At 66.5% G+C, this 15,448-nt stretch carries 19 protein-coding genes and 1 pseudogene; 13 read left to right on the top strand and 7 right to left on the bottom strand.

The features are described from left to right. Positions 1-14 precede the first annotated feature (14 nt). From ACQP1O_RS36295 to ACQP1O_RS36305, 3 genes are all read left to right on the top strand, one after another. Positions 15-686: a response regulator transcription factor gene (locus ACQP1O_RS36295; protein ID WP_433562850.1), complete on the top strand. Its 672-nt coding sequence runs from the start codon at positions 15-17 to the stop codon at positions 684-686. Then, positions 683-2,044: a sensor histidine kinase gene (locus ACQP1O_RS36300; RefSeq protein ID WP_433562851.1), complete on the top strand. Its 1,362-nt coding sequence runs from the start codon at positions 683-685 to the stop codon at positions 2,042-2,044. Before ACQP1O_RS36295 ends, ACQP1O_RS36300 begins: the two co-directional genes overlap by 4 nt. Before the next feature lie 137 nt (positions 2,045-2,181). Next, positions 2,182-2,514 carry a hemophore-related protein gene (locus tag ACQP1O_RS36305; RefSeq protein ID WP_433562852.1) on the top strand — a complete coding sequence of 111 codons (333 nt, stop codon included), beginning with the start codon at positions 2,182-2,184 and terminating at the stop codon, positions 2,512-2,514. Positions 2,515-2,583: 69 nt separating this feature from the next. On the opposite strand, the gene ACQP1O_RS36310 is transcribed toward ACQP1O_RS36305, so the two are convergent. Both ACQP1O_RS36310 and ACQP1O_RS36315 read right to left on the bottom strand, forming a co-directional pair. After that, positions 2,584-2,796, bottom strand: coding sequence for a DUF397 domain-containing protein (locus ACQP1O_RS36310; protein ID WP_433562853.1), 213 nt, complete (start codon positions 2,794-2,796; stop codon positions 2,584-2,586). Continuing rightward, on the bottom strand, positions 2,793-3,671 hold the full coding sequence (locus ACQP1O_RS36315; RefSeq protein WP_433562854.1) for a helix-turn-helix domain-containing protein: 879 nt from the start codon (positions 3,669-3,671) through the stop codon (positions 2,793-2,795). The genes ACQP1O_RS36310 and ACQP1O_RS36315 overlap by 4 nt, the downstream gene beginning before the upstream one ends. 375 nt (positions 3,672-4,046) lie before the next feature. Here ACQP1O_RS36315 and ACQP1O_RS36320 point away from each other — a divergent pair, with 375 nt between their 5' ends. The 3 genes and pseudogenes from ACQP1O_RS36320 to ACQP1O_RS36330 all read left to right on the top strand — a co-directional run. Continuing rightward, positions 4,047-4,559 carry a hypothetical protein gene (locus ACQP1O_RS36320; RefSeq protein ID WP_433562855.1) on the top strand — a complete coding sequence of 171 codons (513 nt, stop codon included), beginning with the start codon at positions 4,047-4,049 and terminating at the stop codon, positions 4,557-4,559. A 15-nt stretch (positions 4,560-4,574) separates the two neighbouring features. Next, positions 4,575-4,781 (top strand): hypothetical protein, encoded by a 207-nt coding sequence (locus ACQP1O_RS36325; protein ID WP_433562856.1) that lies wholly within the window; start codon positions 4,575-4,577, stop codon positions 4,779-4,781. Between the two features lie 39 nt (positions 4,782-4,820). Next, positions 4,821-4,925: pseudogene (locus ACQP1O_RS36330) on the top strand (alpha/beta fold hydrolase); the annotation flags it as partial. A gap of 137 nt (positions 4,926-5,062) precedes the next feature. On the opposite strand, the gene tsaA reads toward ACQP1O_RS36330, so the two are convergent. After that, on the bottom strand, positions 5,063-5,467 hold the full coding sequence (gene tsaA, locus ACQP1O_RS36335) for a tRNA (N6-threonylcarbamoyladenosine(37)-N6)-methyltransferase TrmO (RefSeq protein ID WP_433562857.1): 405 nt from the start codon (positions 5,465-5,467) through the stop codon (positions 5,063-5,065). A 43-nt stretch (positions 5,468-5,510) separates the two neighbouring features. Beyond that, positions 5,511-6,467 (bottom strand): alpha/beta hydrolase, encoded by a 957-nt coding sequence (locus ACQP1O_RS36340; RefSeq protein WP_433562858.1) that lies wholly within the window; start codon positions 6,465-6,467, stop codon positions 5,511-5,513. 249 nt (positions 6,468-6,716) lie between these two features. Here ACQP1O_RS36340 and sigJ point away from each other — a divergent pair, with 249 nt between their 5' ends. The 5 genes from sigJ to ACQP1O_RS36365 all read left to right on the top strand — a co-directional run bounded on the left by sigJ (position 6,717) and on the right by ACQP1O_RS36365 (position 11,320). Then, positions 6,717-7,643 (top strand): RNA polymerase sigma factor SigJ, encoded by a 927-nt coding sequence (gene sigJ / locus ACQP1O_RS36345; protein WP_433562859.1) that lies wholly within the window; start codon positions 6,717-6,719, stop codon positions 7,641-7,643. A gap of 92 nt (positions 7,644-7,735) precedes the next feature. Next, positions 7,736-7,966: a hypothetical protein gene (locus tag ACQP1O_RS36350; protein ID WP_433562860.1), complete on the top strand. Its 231-nt coding sequence runs from the start codon at positions 7,736-7,738 to the stop codon at positions 7,964-7,966. A gap of 128 nt (positions 7,967-8,094) precedes the next feature. Continuing rightward, entirely contained in the window at positions 8,095-9,480 is a 1,386-nt protein-coding gene (locus tag ACQP1O_RS36355; protein ID WP_433562861.1) for an FAD-binding protein, read from the top strand. A gap of 569 nt (positions 9,481-10,049) precedes the next feature. Continuing rightward, positions 10,050-10,496: a DUF4189 domain-containing protein gene (locus ACQP1O_RS36360; RefSeq protein ID WP_433562862.1), complete on the top strand. Its 447-nt coding sequence runs from the start codon at positions 10,050-10,052 to the stop codon at positions 10,494-10,496. Positions 10,497-10,852: 356 nt separating this feature from the next. Beyond that, a complete protein-coding gene (locus ACQP1O_RS36365; RefSeq protein ID WP_433562863.1) occupies positions 10,853-11,320 on the top strand; it encodes a hypothetical protein in 468 nt (155 codons plus the stop codon). A gap of 61 nt (positions 11,321-11,381) precedes the next feature. On the opposite strand, the gene ACQP1O_RS36370 is transcribed toward ACQP1O_RS36365, so the two are convergent. Both ACQP1O_RS36370 and ACQP1O_RS36375 read right to left on the bottom strand, forming a co-directional pair. Beyond that, positions 11,382-11,792, bottom strand: coding sequence for a DUF4189 domain-containing protein (locus ACQP1O_RS36370; protein WP_354833695.1), 411 nt, complete (start codon positions 11,790-11,792; stop codon positions 11,382-11,384). A 705-nt stretch (positions 11,793-12,497) separates the two neighbouring features. Continuing rightward, entirely contained in the window at positions 12,498-13,481 is a 984-nt protein-coding gene (locus tag ACQP1O_RS36375; RefSeq protein ID WP_433562864.1) for a GlxA family transcriptional regulator, read from the bottom strand. Between the two features lie 133 nt (positions 13,482-13,614). Between ACQP1O_RS36375 and ACQP1O_RS36380 the strand changes: the two genes are divergently transcribed. Both ACQP1O_RS36380 and ACQP1O_RS36385 read left to right on the top strand, forming a co-directional pair. After that, positions 13,615-14,040 carry a hypothetical protein gene (locus ACQP1O_RS36380; protein WP_433562865.1) on the top strand — a complete coding sequence of 142 codons (426 nt, stop codon included), beginning with the start codon at positions 13,615-13,617 and terminating at the stop codon, positions 14,038-14,040. 19 nt (positions 14,041-14,059) lie between these two features. Beyond that, on the top strand, positions 14,060-14,578 hold the full coding sequence (locus ACQP1O_RS36385; protein ID WP_433562866.1) for a hypothetical protein: 519 nt from the start codon (positions 14,060-14,062) through the stop codon (positions 14,576-14,578). 209 nt (positions 14,579-14,787) lie between these two features. Here the strand turns inward: ACQP1O_RS36385 and ACQP1O_RS36390 are convergent, their stop codons facing one another. Further along, positions 14,788-15,336, bottom strand: a complete 549-nt coding sequence (locus ACQP1O_RS36390; protein WP_433562867.1) for a TetR/AcrR family transcriptional regulator — start codon at positions 15,334-15,336, stop codon at positions 14,788-14,790. Positions 15,337-15,448: the final 112 nt, after the last annotated feature.

The raw sequence follows: 15,448 nt of genomic DNA on the forward strand, positions 1-15,448 counted from the left end.
CTGAGAATTGCCGGGTGCAACCGGGACGCATTCTTGTCATCGAAGACGCCGAGGCCATTCGGGCCGCGGTAGGAGCCGGACTGTCCGCCGCCGGGCACGAGGTGCTGACGCGTGCGGACGGCGGCCTGCTGGAACAGGACCTCGCCCAGTTCCGGCCCGATGTCGTGGTCCTCGATGTGATGCTGCCCGGCCGCGACGGCTTCGCCCTGCTGGAATCGGTGCGGGCCCGCTCGGCGGCCGGCGTGGTCATGCTCACCGCCCGCGACGGCGTCGAGGACCGGGTGCGCGGCCTGCGCGCCGGCTCCGACGACTACGTGGTGAAACCCTTCGATCTCATCGAACTGGTGGCGCGGGTGGACGCGCTGCTGCGGCGGATGGGAAGACTCCAGAGCCGCATCGTGATCGGCGACCTCGAGGTGGACGTGGACGCCGGCGGCGCGCGGCGGGCCGGGCACGAGCTCACCCTCACCGCCACCGAATTCAAGCTGCTGGCCTACCTCGCGGCGCAGCGGGACCGGGTGCTCACCAAGACCCAGATCCTCACAGCCGTCTGGGGATACGAGGACTACGACCCCAACCTGGTCGAGGTGCACGTGAGCGCGCTGCGCCGCAAGCTCGAGGAACACGGTGAGCGGGTGGTGCACACTGTGCGCGGCCTCGGCTACACGCTGCGGGTGCCGCGGTGAGGACGGTCTCGCTGCGCGGCCGCGTAACCCTCACGGCCGCACTGGTTTCCGGGATCGTGCTGGTCCTGGTCGCGTTGAGCGTGCACACGCTGTTCGGCCTGGTGGTGGCCCGCAGCGAGAACACGGTCCTCACCGACCGCGCGCAGCTGGCCAGACAGCTCGCGCAGGAAGGGGTTTCGCCGGAGGACCTGGTCACCCGGGTCGACACGCATTCGGTACGGGTCCGGCTGGTGCTGCCCGACGGGCACACCTACGGCAGCCTCGACCACCGGCTCGCGGAGGACAGCACCACCAGGACTCGCGTCATCAAACTCGCCGGACCGGGCACCCTCGACGACGGCCGGCTCACCCTCCAGGTGGACACCCCGCTGATCGCCCGGGTGCAGTCCCGGCTGGGATTTCTGCTGATCCTGGCCACCACCGGCGCCATCGCGGTGATCTCCCTCGGACTCTGGTTCGGGGTGCGGCGGGCGCTCGCGCCCCTGGACGCCATGACCGGGCTGGCCCGCGATATCGCGCACGGGCACCTCGGCCGCCGCCTCGAACCTTCCCGCACCGACACCGAATTGGGCCGCACCGCAGCCGCGTTCGACGAGATGCTGGACGCGCTGGAGGGCGCGCTGCGCGACACCGCCGCCGCCGAAGCCCGCGCCCGCGCCTCCGAACAGCGCATCCGGGTGTTCGTCGGCGACGCCGCCCACGAACTGCGCACCCCCATCACCGGTGTGCGCTCGCTGGCCGAGGCGGTGTTCCAGCAGCCCGCGGACACCGATCCCGAGGACCGCCAGCGCATGCTGCTGCTCCTGGTCCGCGAGACCCAGCGTGCGGGCCGCCTCGTCGACGACCTCCTGGACCTGGCCCGCATCGACGCCGGCCTGCAGCTCCGGCTCGAACCGGTGGACCTGTACGCGCTGACCGCAACGCATCTCGACCGTATGCGAATGCTGCACCCGCACACCGAGTTCCGGCTCACCGGCGAGGTGGCCACCGTGCCCGCCGATCCCGAGCGCATCACCCAGGTCCTCACCAACCTGTGCAGCAATGCCTGCCAGGCCATGAAGGACCACGGCAGCGTCACCGTCGAGCTGCGAGCGTATGCCGATGCCGTCCACGTCGTCGTCTCCGACAGCGGCCCCGGCATTCCGGCCGGGGATCGCGAGCGTATCTTCGACCGCCTGGTCCGTCTCGACCATGCCCGCCACCATCGCCCGGACGGTTCGGGCCTGGGCCTGGCCATCGCGCGCGGTCTGGCCCGTGCCCACGGCGGCGACCTGACCTGCGCCGACCCCACCCCCGGCACGACCGGAGCCGTCTTCGTCCTCCGCCTGCCCCGCAGCGCACCGCCGGCTCGCCCCTGATCGCCGAGATTGCCGGGCTTGCCGAGGTTGCCGAGGTGTGGCTGAAGATCACCTGAAGATGGCCGGCCGGTTCAGGCCACCTTCAGCTCGCGCGGGCAGATTCGGTGGGGACCACAACCCACGAACCTGGAGTGAGAATGAAACGCACCCTTGCCGCGACCTTGGTCGGCGCCGCCGGAGCGGCCGCCATCGCCCTGGCCGTGCCGGGCACCGCCTCCGCCGATACGCCGCAGTGCAGCCCGCAGGCCGCCGCCGCGGCTCGCGCGGACGCCGCCCCCAAGGTGGCCGCCTACCTGGCGCAGCATCCTGATGTGGCCGCCGAGATCGCCAAGGTGAAGACGCTCCCCAAGGACCAGCGCCGCGCCGAACTGAAGGCATGGCGTCAGGCCAACCCGCAGGAGGCGCAGGACCTGAAGGCCGCCCGCCAGGCCGTCATCGACTATCACAAGGCGTGCGGCCGCCACAAGTAAGCGGTCACCACGTACGGGCCCGGTCGAAATGACCGGGCCCCGTGCGTATTTCGGCGTCCTTCCGATCGATCAAACGCGGCCCCGGTCGAACCTCCCCGCAATGACCGCGCCCACGAACGCATCCCACTGACCGGCGGTGAAGACATGCGCCGGCCCGCCGGGATTCTTGGAGTCGCGGACACCGACTCGGCCCCCGACAAGGAACGCGGCTTCGACGCACTCCTTGCCGCCGCCGCTCTTACTGCTCTTGAACCAAAGCGCTTCGCGTAGTTCGTCGTTCACAAGAACTCCCTCACTGCATCACGCACCAGTTGCCTGCTGCTCATCTCATCCAATGCTGCTCGCTGGAGAATCCTGAAGGCGGATGCGTAGCTTTCAACGATGTCGGACTTCTCCGTGTACATGTCCGTCGAGAACCCCTCTCCGTACACAGTCGGCGGCTCGGCCGGATCGCCTCGGCTGTCGAGCTTCGCCTCGAGGATCACGAATGGACCGGTCTGACGACCCGTCGGCATTCCCGCGGAGAACGGGAGAACCCGGAGGGAAACGTTGGGCCGGGTGCTGGCTGTGGCGAGGTACTCGAGCTGGTTTGCCATTACCTTCGGCCCTCCGATCACTCTGCGCAACACAGTTTCTCCGAGGATGACATTGAACTGGATCGGGTTGACGTCACGGGTGATGGCGCGTTGGCGCCGGGCCTTCAACTCGAGTCTGCCGCCGAGCTTGGCTTCGTCGTCATCGGGATAGGCGTCGCTGGTCAGGACCCGCGCATAGGGGCGAGTCTGGAGCAGGCCAGGTACCAGATCCGGCTGGAACGACGTCACTATCCGGGCGTTGTATTCCATGTCGACATACAGCCGGAAGTCTTCGGGGATAACCGAACCGAACTCGTGATACCAGCTCTTGACCGCCGCCTGCTGCGCCATCGCCCGTAGGGTGACCGCCCAGTGGTCGTCGACCTCGTACAGACTGATCAGCTTGTCGAGGTCGTGTATGCGAATCTTGGCCGTTTCGCCGACCTCGATCCGCTGGAGAGTGCTTGTGCCCCACTCCATGACCTTCGCCGCCTGACTCAGCGTCAACTTCGCTGCCTCCCGCGCTTCGCGCAGGTACCGCCCCAGCTGGCGACGCGTGAGGGTACTCGTGTTCTCGGGCATGGGTTTTCCCGTTCTGATGCCGTCGCAGTTCCCAGATTTCGCGGGCCTTGATTTCAGGATCGAGAAAATCGTCCCACCGACTTCGGGACGCGCGCTGGGGAAACAGGAAACTCGATCTGGATTTCCAGTTTTCAGTTTTCATACCATGGGAACAGGAGTGAGCTTCGAGGTAGACCACGACGCCGCCGAGAGGACTCCAGATGGTCACCTACCCGCCAACAGTCGAAGGATGGGTCGCGGACGGTTGCCACAACGGCCGTATCTGGCCCGTCAATCGCCAACGCGCCGAAGGGATCCTGGCAATCCACGCCACCTGCGAGCCGCCGTGTCCACGCGCGGAGAGCGCCCGCAAGTATCTGGAGGAGGTGCGAGCCGATGCCCACATGCGCAGGCATGACCGGTGAGAGCCCGGTGGAACGACAGGCATGGCTGTACCGGGAACTCTACGGTTTGCCCTGTCGGGTATCCGGTATCCGAATCACCCTGTCCACCAGCGATGTCTGCGCGATCATGGCGCCGTGCGCCCTGGCGGCGCTGGTCGACGATGAGCTGTTCTGGAGCAAGAAGGTCACGCCGATCCTGAGCGATGGCACCGGCAGCCCCACCCTGATCCTCCTGGCCGCCCCCACCTCACTCGACCTGACTCCCTGCGCCACCGCCCTCCGCCGCCGCGCGCAGTGCGAGTTCCTCCCGCCGGGAAGACAAATCACCCTTCCCGTTCCCCGCCTGTCCGCGACCTCACCCGCCCCCTCCGCGCCCCTCGCTTCCGCCGACCCCGCCCCGCACTGGTTCAGGTACCCCCAGTGGGAGAGCCCCCAGCCCCTCACCGCGGTCCTGCGAGCAATCCGCATCGTCCTCCGCGACCTCCCTCGCACCTACCCCACCTAGTCAAGGGAGCACTCCATGATCCCCGAGATCATCACCACCACAGTCACTCTCGTATCCCTCGCGTGGTACCTCGCCCAGACCGCCCGCCGACACCTCCCCATCCCCCGAACCCCGCACCACCACTCGGTCGCCGCAATCCAAGCCCGCCTCGAAGGCGAAAAGCGCATAGCTGCAGCCTCGAAACACGAGGCCGCCCGCTTGGCGACCGCACCGACCTACTGAACGCCGCACCCGAGCGACGTCCGCGCGGACACGCTGATCCTGTGGGGTGAGAACGACCGTGTCGTCGACCCGTCCCAGCCCCGGCCGCTCGCCCGACTGATCCCGACGTCGAGGCTGCGGATCGTCTCCGGCGCCGGACACGATCTCCACGAGCACGATCCGGCCACGGTCACAGCCGAACTCACCGCATTCTTCGGCCCGCATCAGCCTGCGGCCGAGCTCGACACCGGGTGCCCAGAGCGGGACTCGCGGCACCCGGTGTCGGTTGGGCCGAACCGGCCTCAGCGGTCCGGGGTGAGGAGCGGTTTGATGTCGAGGATCGGCGTGCGGTCGACGGCTTCCAGGTTGCCGACGTGGATGCGGGTGCCTGCGACGGCGAGGATGTGGATGTGGTGCAGGCCGATCGGATTGGGCCGGTGCGGAGCGCGGGTGGCGAAGACTCCGGTGATCGCGCGGCCGACGTCACCGCGCCGATGGATCGCGAGGGTATCGCGGTCGGCGCGGTCCAGCCAGGTGAGGACCAGAAGGTCCATGCCAGCGGTGACGCCGTCCAGTGCGGGGGCATACCGTTCGTCGAGGATCAGCCAGGCCTCCGGGGCGCCTTCGTCGGGTTGACGCGGCGCCGCGGCGGGATCGATGAGTCCGGATTCGACATGCCCGATCGGGCGCAACACATAGTCGGTCACGGTAGGCGAATTCCTTTCGCTGCCAATAAATGACGGGTTGCCTTCAGAACGAGGACAGGGCCCGGACTCGGTCCGCGAGGACGCGGCGGGCGATATCGGAGGAGAAGGCGACGGTGTCGAATCTGTGCGGTACACCGGGATACAGATGGAATTCGACCGGCACTCCGGCACGGCTCAGCCGCAGGGCATAGGTCAGAGCCTCGTCGCGGAAGATGTCGAGCTGACCGACCTCGATATAGGCCGGCGGCAGCCCGGCCGGGTCGGCGACGCGCGCCGGGGCCGCGGCGGCGGGTGTGTCCGGACCTCCGGCGGCATCGCCGAGAATGGCCTGCCAGGCGGTCCGATTGTCGTCCCACGACCACAGCACGAACGGCGCGAGCCGCGGATCCGGATCCGGGGTGCGGTCGTCGAGCATCGGCATGACGAGGATCTGTTTCGTGATGGCGGGTCCCTTGCGGTCGCGGGCCAGGATTGCGACCGCTGCGGCGAGCCCGCCCCCGGCGCTGTCTCCGAAGACACCGATGCGGGCGCGGTTTACACCCAGCTCGTCGGCGTGCTCATGCAGCCAGATCAGCGCGGCGTAGACATCCTCGACCGGCGCCGGGTACGGGTGCTCCGGTGCGAGCCGGTAGTCGACCGACAGCATCGAGGTGCCACTGGCGGACACGTACCGCGCGACCGTTCCGTCGAACAGGCCGATGTGGCCGAGGATCATGCCGCCGGCGTGCAGGTACAGCGCGGCGGGCCCAGGACCGTCGGAGGCGTCTTCGCGTGTGTACCAACGCATTCGGATCGTTGCGCCCTCGCCGGTGGTCAGCCGGTAGTCGGCTACCTCGACATCGTCCGGGAACGGCTGGGCGATATCTGCCTGCCTGATGCGTGCCTCCACGGCGACGCGGCGCGCAGCCACGTCGCCGACCGGCGGGGGCGCGCTACCGGACATCGCGGCGGCAAAAGGCGCGAATGCCTCGGCAACTTGTGGGTCCAGGGCAAAGGACAAGGCGGCCTCCTCGATGCGAACGAGCGAACACCTTCACGACACCGGTGCGACGCCCCACGTAACACCGCCACTGGGTGATCTGGACCACTTGCGATCCCGGCCGACTCGAGGTGATCTGTGTCATGCCGTGTTATGTCGTGGAAGTATCCGGTGTCTGATGGACATGACTGATCACAACGGCACCACCGAAATCGTCGTCATCGGCGGCGGAAGCCGGCTCCAGCTGCCGACGACCGAAATCGTCGCGCTATGACCGCCACCACCGACCACGCCGAGCGGTTCACCTTGCTGCGACCGCTGTTGTTCACGATCGCCTACGAAATCATCGGCTCCGCAACGGAATCCGACGATGTGCTCCAGGACAGCTACCTGCGGTGGTCCGGAGTGGATCTCGCGATCGTGCGGGATACCAAATCGTATCTGGCACAACTGGTGACCCGGCAGGCCCTCAATGCGGTACGAGCCGGTTCTCGCCGCCGCGAGGACTACGTCGGCCCGTGGCTGCCCGAGCCGCTGCTGATCAGCGAACAGGATGCGGCCACCGATATGGTGCTCGCCGAATCGGTATCGATGGGGATGCCGGTGCTGCTCGAAACGCTCACCCCCGATGAGCGCGCGATCTTCGTGCTGCACGAGGTATTCGGCTTCGCCTACGACGAAATAGCCTCGGCGATAGGCAAATCCGCGACCGCGGTACGTCAGATGGCCCACCGTGCCCGTGCCCATGTCCACGCGCGGCGCAACCGATTCGGGCCCGTCGACTCGGCCCGTACCGCCGATCTCACCGAACGGTTCCTGACTGCGGCGACCACCGGCGACCTGTCCGGACTGCTGGCGCTGCTCGCCCCCGATGTCGCCTTCACCACCGACAGCGGAGGCAAAGTCACCGCGGCGAGCCCGCGGGCCCGGGGAGCCCAGCATGTTGCCACCATTCTGATCGACGTCTTCCAGACGATCAGTCGGGTGCCCGGCCTACGGCTCGAGTCGGTGACCTACAACCACGCCCCCGCGATCGCCATCTACGCCGGCGATCGCCAGGAGGCCGCCTGTCTGATCGAGACCACCGAGGGCAGAATCTCCAACCTCTACATCATCCGAAACCCGGACAAACTCGTAACCCTTACCGTCCCACGCACTATCACGCGCAACGACCCGACCGGACACAGACCATCTTGAGTGCGGCTCGTACCCCGCGTCCGCCTGCCGTGCCATGTCGAACACACCACCGCTGCGTGATGGACGGGAACTCACCACGGAGGCAGGACACCATGGCCAGGCTCGATCGCGAGCAGCTCATCGAACTAGTCGCACGCATCCAGAACGTTGAGGGTAGCGGGGAACAATTGGATGAATGGCTCGCTCAGCTCCAGGATTCGGTGGCGGACCCACACATTTCCGACCATATCTTCTGGGACTTCTCTGATCCTCCGTCGCCCCCTGAGCAGATCGTGGACAGGGCGCTGGCCTACCGGCCGATCGTGCTCGGCGGACCGGATTAGCAGACCACCCAAACATCCTGTACTGCCGCGTTGAGCGCAGTTCGAATCGGTCGACTGCTTGTTCGTGTTGGCAGCGTTCTCCGGTGCACGGTTACCGTTGCGAGGTGAATTTCATCCAAGGGGGATCGATGATCGACCGACGCCCGCTGTCCGGGTGGGGCCGTACCGCATCGTCTGTGGCGCAGGTACTCTCCACGCCCGATCTCGACACGGTAGCCAAGGCGGTCAGCGCCGCGGGATCACGCGGGGTCATTGCCCGCGGGCTCGGTCGCAGTTATGGCGATCCCGCCCAGAACGGCGGCGGCCTGGTCATCGACATGACCGCCTTCGACCGCATCCACGACATCGACCCCGACACCGGTGTGGTCGACGTCGACGCCGGTGTCAGCCTGGACACCCTCATGAAAGCGGTTCTGCCTCAGGGGCTGTGGGTTCCGGTCCTGCCGGGGACCCGCCAGGTCACCGTGGGCGGCGCGATCGCCTCCGACATCCACGGCAAGAACCATCACTCCCACGGCAGTTTCGGCAACCACGTGCTCTCGATGGACCTACTCACCGCCAACGGCACGATCTGCACACTGGCTCCCGAAGGAGCCGACGCTGATCTGTTCTGGGCCACCGTTGGTGGCATGGGCCTGACCGGCGTCATCGTGCGTGCCCGGGTGCGGATGAAGCACACCGAAACCGCGTATTTCATCGTCGACAACGACCGCACCGACAACCTCGAGCAGACCATGGAATTGCTCACCGGCGGATCCGACGACGGCTACGAATACTCGATGTCGGTCCCTGACACGATCAGCACCGGCCCCAAACTCGGCCGCGCCGGCTTCAGCCGCGGCTCCCTGGCAACACTGGACCAGCTCCCGCCCAAGCTGCGCCGCAACCCGCTGAAATTCGATGCACCCCAACTACTCACTGTGCCTGACGTCTTCCCCAACGGCATGGTCAACAACCTCACCATCCGCATCGCCGCCGAAGCCGCACACCGGGTGTATCCACATCGGGCGCGCGGGCGCATCCAGAACCTCACGCAGTTCTATCACCCGCTGGATCTGCTGGGTGAATGGAACCGCGCCTACGGCCGCCGCGGGTTCCTGCAGTACCAGTTCTCCATGCCCTTCGGCGCCGAACAGCAGCTCGCTGATGCTGTGCGCGCGATCGCACACTCCGGACACCGATCGTTCCTGAACGTGTTCAAACGGATGGGTGCCGCCAACCCGGCCCCTTTGTCGTGGCCGCACCCGGGATTCATGCTCAGCCTGGACTTCCCGCTCAAACCCGGACTGGGCGAATTCTGTGCCGAACTCGACCGGCGGGTCCTCGACGCCGGGGGTCGCTTGTACTTCGCCAAGGACTCCCGCACTACCCCTGAGATGATCCGCGCAATGTACCCACGCTTGGAGGAATGGCGGCGCATCCGCGACGGCGTCGACCCCGAACGGATCTTTGTCTCCGACCTCGCCCGCCGGCTGCACCTCATCGACGACAAACTCGTCACCGCAGGCGACTGATCACCGAATGGCGTTGCCTACCGCGAAATGCGGACAGGCAACGCCCGACCAAACACGCCATATTGGCGCATACCGCGCTGACCGAACCGGCCAGCGCGGGCCATCGAAAGATCAACTGGTGGTTCCGATCTGAGGCCGGCCGAACGCACCGTGATGCCGAGTTTCGCGCAACCGGCATAGCCTCGCACTACTGATCGTAAATCGCCTGTATTTCGCCAATTCCTCAGTGGTTGTGGGTGATTAGACCAGTCGACTGCAGCATCGGCTGGCACATAGCCGTGCACTATCCTGCCGCGTCCCGCGCTGATCGAACCAGCCAGCATGGGACATCGGAAGATCAACCAGCAGAGGCCGTCCGGCCGCCGGTAGAGCACTTATGCCGATTCAGCAGTTGCGGTCAACCGTTTGTGACGTCGCGCCGACTCGACTTGCCTAACCATTGAGCGTGTCCGCGATCTCGAGAATACTCGCCGGTGGGGTTTGTGACTTTAGGCCTTTTGGCGAATCGGACAGTGATCAGCCATGATTCGTCGGGTAAGTCTCTCCATACGTTGACAGGGAAATGCTTGATGAAGTTCATGGGTAAGGCCGTCGTCGCGGTCGCGGCGGTAGGCCTGGCGGCCGGGTCGGCGATCGGTGCTGGTACGGCGAATGCGGCCGAGCTCCACGGTGCGATCGCGTTCAGTGTCGAGGACTGGAGCTACGGCACCAGTGTCAATGCGGGCAGCCGCGGCGAGGCGATCGACGAGGCGATGGCCAACTGCAGTTACGGCGGCATCTCCGACTGCGCCGTTCTTGTGGCCTGGTCGGACGGCTGTGGCGCACTCGTGTACCGGAACGACGCTGGAGACGACGTCGCGGTAGGCAGCGGCGCTGGCCGCGACCGGGCGTCCGCGCTCCGCGAGGCCTATTCCAGTCTCTCCCGAGTCTATCCGCGGGCCATGCTGGCCAATGTCGGTTCCGCGGACCTGTCGGCGACGGCGATTAACGATGTAATCTGCACCGCCAACGCATGATTCGCGGGTGGCACCGCCGGAAACCTCGGTGCCGGACCTGACAGTGACTGTGCCCCCGCCTGCTAATTCGGTTGGGGGCACAGTGGTTTCTCGATCGAACCGCAGTCTCTCGAGACGGCGTCGCACGGCATTGTGGTGTAGACGAGGATCTTCAGGCCTGCCGGGGGCTGCTTGTCACCGCGAACGCACGCTATTGCCGCATACCGCGCTGACCAAATCGGCCGGCGCGAGGTGCCGGCGGCTGGAATCTGGTGCGGTGCAGAACGTCCGCTTCTGCCGATTAACGGGTGGTGGGCGTCGAACGAGCGTTGATACCGTGCAAGCGTCCAACGATCGGCGACTACGAAGGGGTAACTGTGGTCGCGAGTGCGATCCTCCGGCAGGGGGAGCGGGAGCCGGAAATCATGCGTGACGCGGTCAAAATCGCCCGGTGGCTGGCCGCTGCCGCACCACGTCTCGACGTGGAGCTGGCCAACTTGCTGCGGAGCTCGGCTCGGTCGCTGAGCGTTGCCGGAGAACACGAGCGAGCCTTGGCCGACACCGAAGAATCCCTGCGGATCTGTCGCCGCGGACTGTCCACGGGGCGCTTTCGTTACCGGGTTGGGCTGGCGAAGTCGCTCTACATGCAGGCGGACATCCTGGACAACCTGGAGCGTTACCCTGAGGCCGCGGCCGCCGCGCATGAGGCAGTTGAATTGTCCCGCACCGGAGTCGGCGAGGAGCCAAGGCGGTTCGGGCCGGTGCTGCTGGCATCACTGGACATTCTCGCGCGAGCATTCAGCGCGCTCGGCGAGTCACAGCAGGACACGGCGGAAGGCCTATGAGTCGCACCGATCTGAGGCCGGCCGAACGCACTGATCTGCCGAGGACCGTGCTGGAACTAGATCAAGGCTGGGTGCAGGCATGTTCGCGATTGAACGAGCCGACGCTTCCGGTGCCGGTGGGGAGGTTGCGGGTGGCGTCTGCGTATGCCTCCCCCGGGGTCGCCCCCTTACCGAAGCCCACGATCGGGAACCCTGCGACGATCGCGAGCGGACTCGTCACGACTGCACCGCAGCCGTTCGCGAACGTCACCATCATCCGGCAGTCGATGATGCCTTGACCCTTGCACGCTCGGTCGGCGGCTCGAATGGCGTCGGCTTCCGTCGGGTGGTTGACCGAAATCGCGTAGACGTTGCCCCACACGCTGAGGGAAACGGCGCCCCAGTTGACCGGGTCGGCGGCGGCAGGCGGTGCCGCAAGAACGGCAGCGGCGCTCACCGAGAGGGCGGCGGCCGCAAAGTATTTGTTGAACAAGTGGCGTGCTTCCTCTGCGCGCCGACCAGGGTGCGGCGATCGCATGGAAGATACCGCAGCGCATGGACTCGAGATCGCCCCAAGTCTTGGGGGCACGGCAAAGACCATCACGAACTGCGGTGTTCGTGACGGATCTGCCGAAACCGATCTAGTCGCCCTTGGCTGCGGGAGCGCCCTCGTCGGTGGCCATCGCCTCGCGCAGCGACGGACGCGGTCAACTATGACGACGTGTGGCCCGGGCGAGAGCCGTGGCTGCGGCGGATTCGGTCCTCCCTCGACGAGGTCGCCTTGCCGAACACACTCTTCTGCCGCATAGTGCGCGGTTCAGAACGGCCGCATCCGCTGGCCGCCGAGACGACGGCCCCCACCCGGACAACCAGATGGGGGCAGTGGAGTCTCTACCAGCAGCGATACTTGCGCTGACCTACTTCGCAGAGGCTGATCCGCTTCAGAACTCGACCCTCTCGAAATTGAACGGCAGGAGTGCGGCGACGGTCACTTCTACACCCCCCAAGTAGGCTGGCAAGCTCTCGAATGCCGTTGCCACACAACCGGTTCAGAAACCAGGGCAGCTCATTGGATATGGTCGCCCCCGGGCTGATTCGCGTTCCGAAGCCGAATAACCCTTGATGGTGGGCGCCGCGGCCGGCACGTTCAACCGGGTCTGAACTGCGTACACGCTACACCGGTCAGCGACGAAGACATTCACGGCCGGGTGGTGTAGATGTTTCGGTACTGTCGCGGGGAAACTCCGGCGGCCTCGCGGAAGACCCGGCGGAAGGCGGCGGGGTCGAGGTAGCCGGTGGCCGTGCGGATTTGCTCGATCGGCTGGTCGGTGGTCTCCAGGAGCTTCTTGGCCAGCAGCATCCTGGCTTGTTGCACATAGGAGTTCACGCTCGAGTCGGTGGCGGCGTGGAATCGCCGAGCGAGGGTGCGCGGGCTTATGCCGAAATGCCGGGCCAGGGCTTCGGATCCGATCGGCGTGCCGAGATGGGTGTCGATGTAGTCCTGTATCCGTTGCATCAGCTCGTCGCCGTGATCGCGGACCGGCGTGTAGGTCAGGTAGGGCAGCTGGCTGGTCCGGCCGCCATCGATGAGCAGGACTTTGCGGGCCACGGCCGCACGCTCGTGGCCGCCGAAGCGTTCCACCAGATAGACGACCAGCGACAGGAAGGTGGTGGCGCCGCCGCAGGTGATGACATCCCCGGCGTCGACAATCAGCCGGTCGGTTGCGACCTTGACTCGGGGATAACGGGAGCGGAGGGTCTCGGCGAACATCCAGTGTGTGGTGGCGGGGCGTCCGTCCAGCAGGCCCGCCTCGGCGAGTAGGAACGCGCCGACGCACGATGATGCGACGCGGCCGCCCTGGGCGTGCCATTTGTCCAGCCACGGCACCCACTCCCGGTTGTCGGCAAGCGAATCGAGCAGGTTCTCGTCATCGAAGGCCGGCACCACCACAAGGTTCGGCGGCGCGAGTTCGGCGGCCCGGCAGTGGGGCTGCAGCAGGACTCCATCGCGGCACCGTACCGGGGCGTCGGTCAGTCCGACCAGGGTTGTATCGAACAGCTGAGTCCATGCCGCACCGGCCTGCAACTGCCAGGAGCGATCCGCCTTGGCCAGCACATCCATGAAGCCGGCAGGGCCGATCGAGGCTCCACCCGCCAGTGCCAGCACTGCGACCGATAGCACGGTCCGAGGGTATGCCCGGCGACAGCGGCGCCGATAGGGGCGTGGCCGAATCAGCACGGAAGTTGTCTGACTGGCCCCTCATGATCGCCCGCCCACCGGCGTTAGTTTGCGAGAAGGAAAGGAGGTGTAGGCGATGGCTGAAGTTCAGCAGCTCGAGCCGGTGGAGGTCGCTCGCAATCCGTGGGGCGTCATCCTGCACCACGAAGACTGGCGGACGCTGGAACTGCGTTGGCTGCCCGGCGAATTGAGCGATGACGATTTCAAGGAAACCCTGACGCTGTTCGCCCAGATGGGCGACCAACATAAACCTCGATACATGATTGTCGATGCCACCGACTTCCACCATGAATTCGGCCCGGATGTCACGGGCTGGCGGGACCGGAACATCATTCCGCGCTACGGCGCAGCCGGAGTGACGAAGTTCGCGTTCCTGGTCGCCCCCGGCGTCCCCGGCACGGTCGAGGCCGGTGCACAACCTGGCGTGGAAGGTTCCGCGTCCTTCCCGACCGGCTGGTTCTCCACGCGAGAGCGGGCCTACCGATGGCTCGCCGAGTCGTAGCGCACCAGGTGCGTCGGCCATGACGCCGGCAGTGGCCAGCCTGATCGCCACCACGCTGGCATTGGCCATTGCCGCCGTGGCGGCCGTCTGGTTGGCCGTGCCCTGGCTGCGGCGGCACGCGGTGGCGGTGGCCATCACAGCCTGCCTGTGGGTGCACGTGTTCCGGATTGTCGCTTTGCAGATCTATTCCGCGCGCCGCGTCGGATTCGAGATTCCGCTTTCGGCGGCACACCAGATCGCGTGGGGCGATGTGCTCGGCGCGGGCCTGGCATTTCTTGGGATCTGGCTGCTGCGCCGCGACAGCAGAGCGGCAATCCCGGTCCTATGGCTGTTCATCGCGGAAACAGTGCTCGATCTTGCGAACGGCACCGTGCTCGGTATCCGCTATGACGCGACCACGACAGCGCATGATCTGACCTGGGTCATCCTGAACTTCTACGTTCCGGTGCTATGGGTCAGCCTCATGCTGGTCGCCTGGCAGCTCGTTGCCCGCCGCCGCGAATTCCCAACGGTTGAAGCGGAATTCCCTGCACGTTGAATCTGAATTCGACCCCATGACATGCGCCGCCGCCCGCACGATCGTACCGATGACGCGGCGTTGGGCGAGCATCGCGACCGGACTCCTCGCGCTGACGGTTCATCGTTACTCCTGTACCACGGATACCTGTCGTACTGCCCGGGCGTCGGGTCCGGATAATCACGGCGGTAGCCGGACTCGCCGACTACGGGCGGTGACCGCGACGGCGGTCAGGCCGGCGTGCGCTCGATCAATGCCGTGAGCGCGGCGCGCAGGTCGGGGCGGGCCGCGTCGGAATACAGTTCGGCCAGCGCGATCTCGGCCACCATGGCGATGACCAGGAGCGCCACCGCGGGCGGGTCCGCCCAGCCCAGCAGCTCGATATCGGGCGCGATCACCGCGGCGACCAACTGATTGCGGGCGGTCACCTCGTCGAGCAGATCGGTCTCGGTGCGGGACTGGGCGAGAAAGGCTTTGGTGCCCCGGGTGGCCAGGCAGGCGTCGAGGTAGGCGGCGAGGCCGGTGCGCAGTCGCTCGCGGCCGGGCGCGAGGTCGCCGACGGCGGCGAGGACGAGACCGGTCAGCTCGTCGTGATACCGGCGGTGCAGGGCGACGACATAGCTGCGCCGGTCCGGAAAGTGGTGGTAGAACGTGCCTTTCGCCATGCCGGCGGCCTGGACCACGGCATTGACCGACAGTCCGGCCAGGCCCGTGCGCGCGGCGACCTCCGCCCCGGCGTCGAGCAGGGCGTTGCGGCCCGGTTCCGCGGGTCGGGGCATGGCCGAAATCCTTTCCTGCGTTGTCTCTTCCCCTCGAGGGTACACAGCGGCTAGCCTATGACCGACCGGTCGGTCATGCGCGGCGCGTAGGGGGCATCGTGAGGCCGACCGG

It is taken from the genome of Nocardia sp. CA-151230, assembly GCF_050942175.1.
GTDB lineage: Bacteria > Actinomycetota > Actinomycetes > Mycobacteriales > Mycobacteriaceae > Nocardia.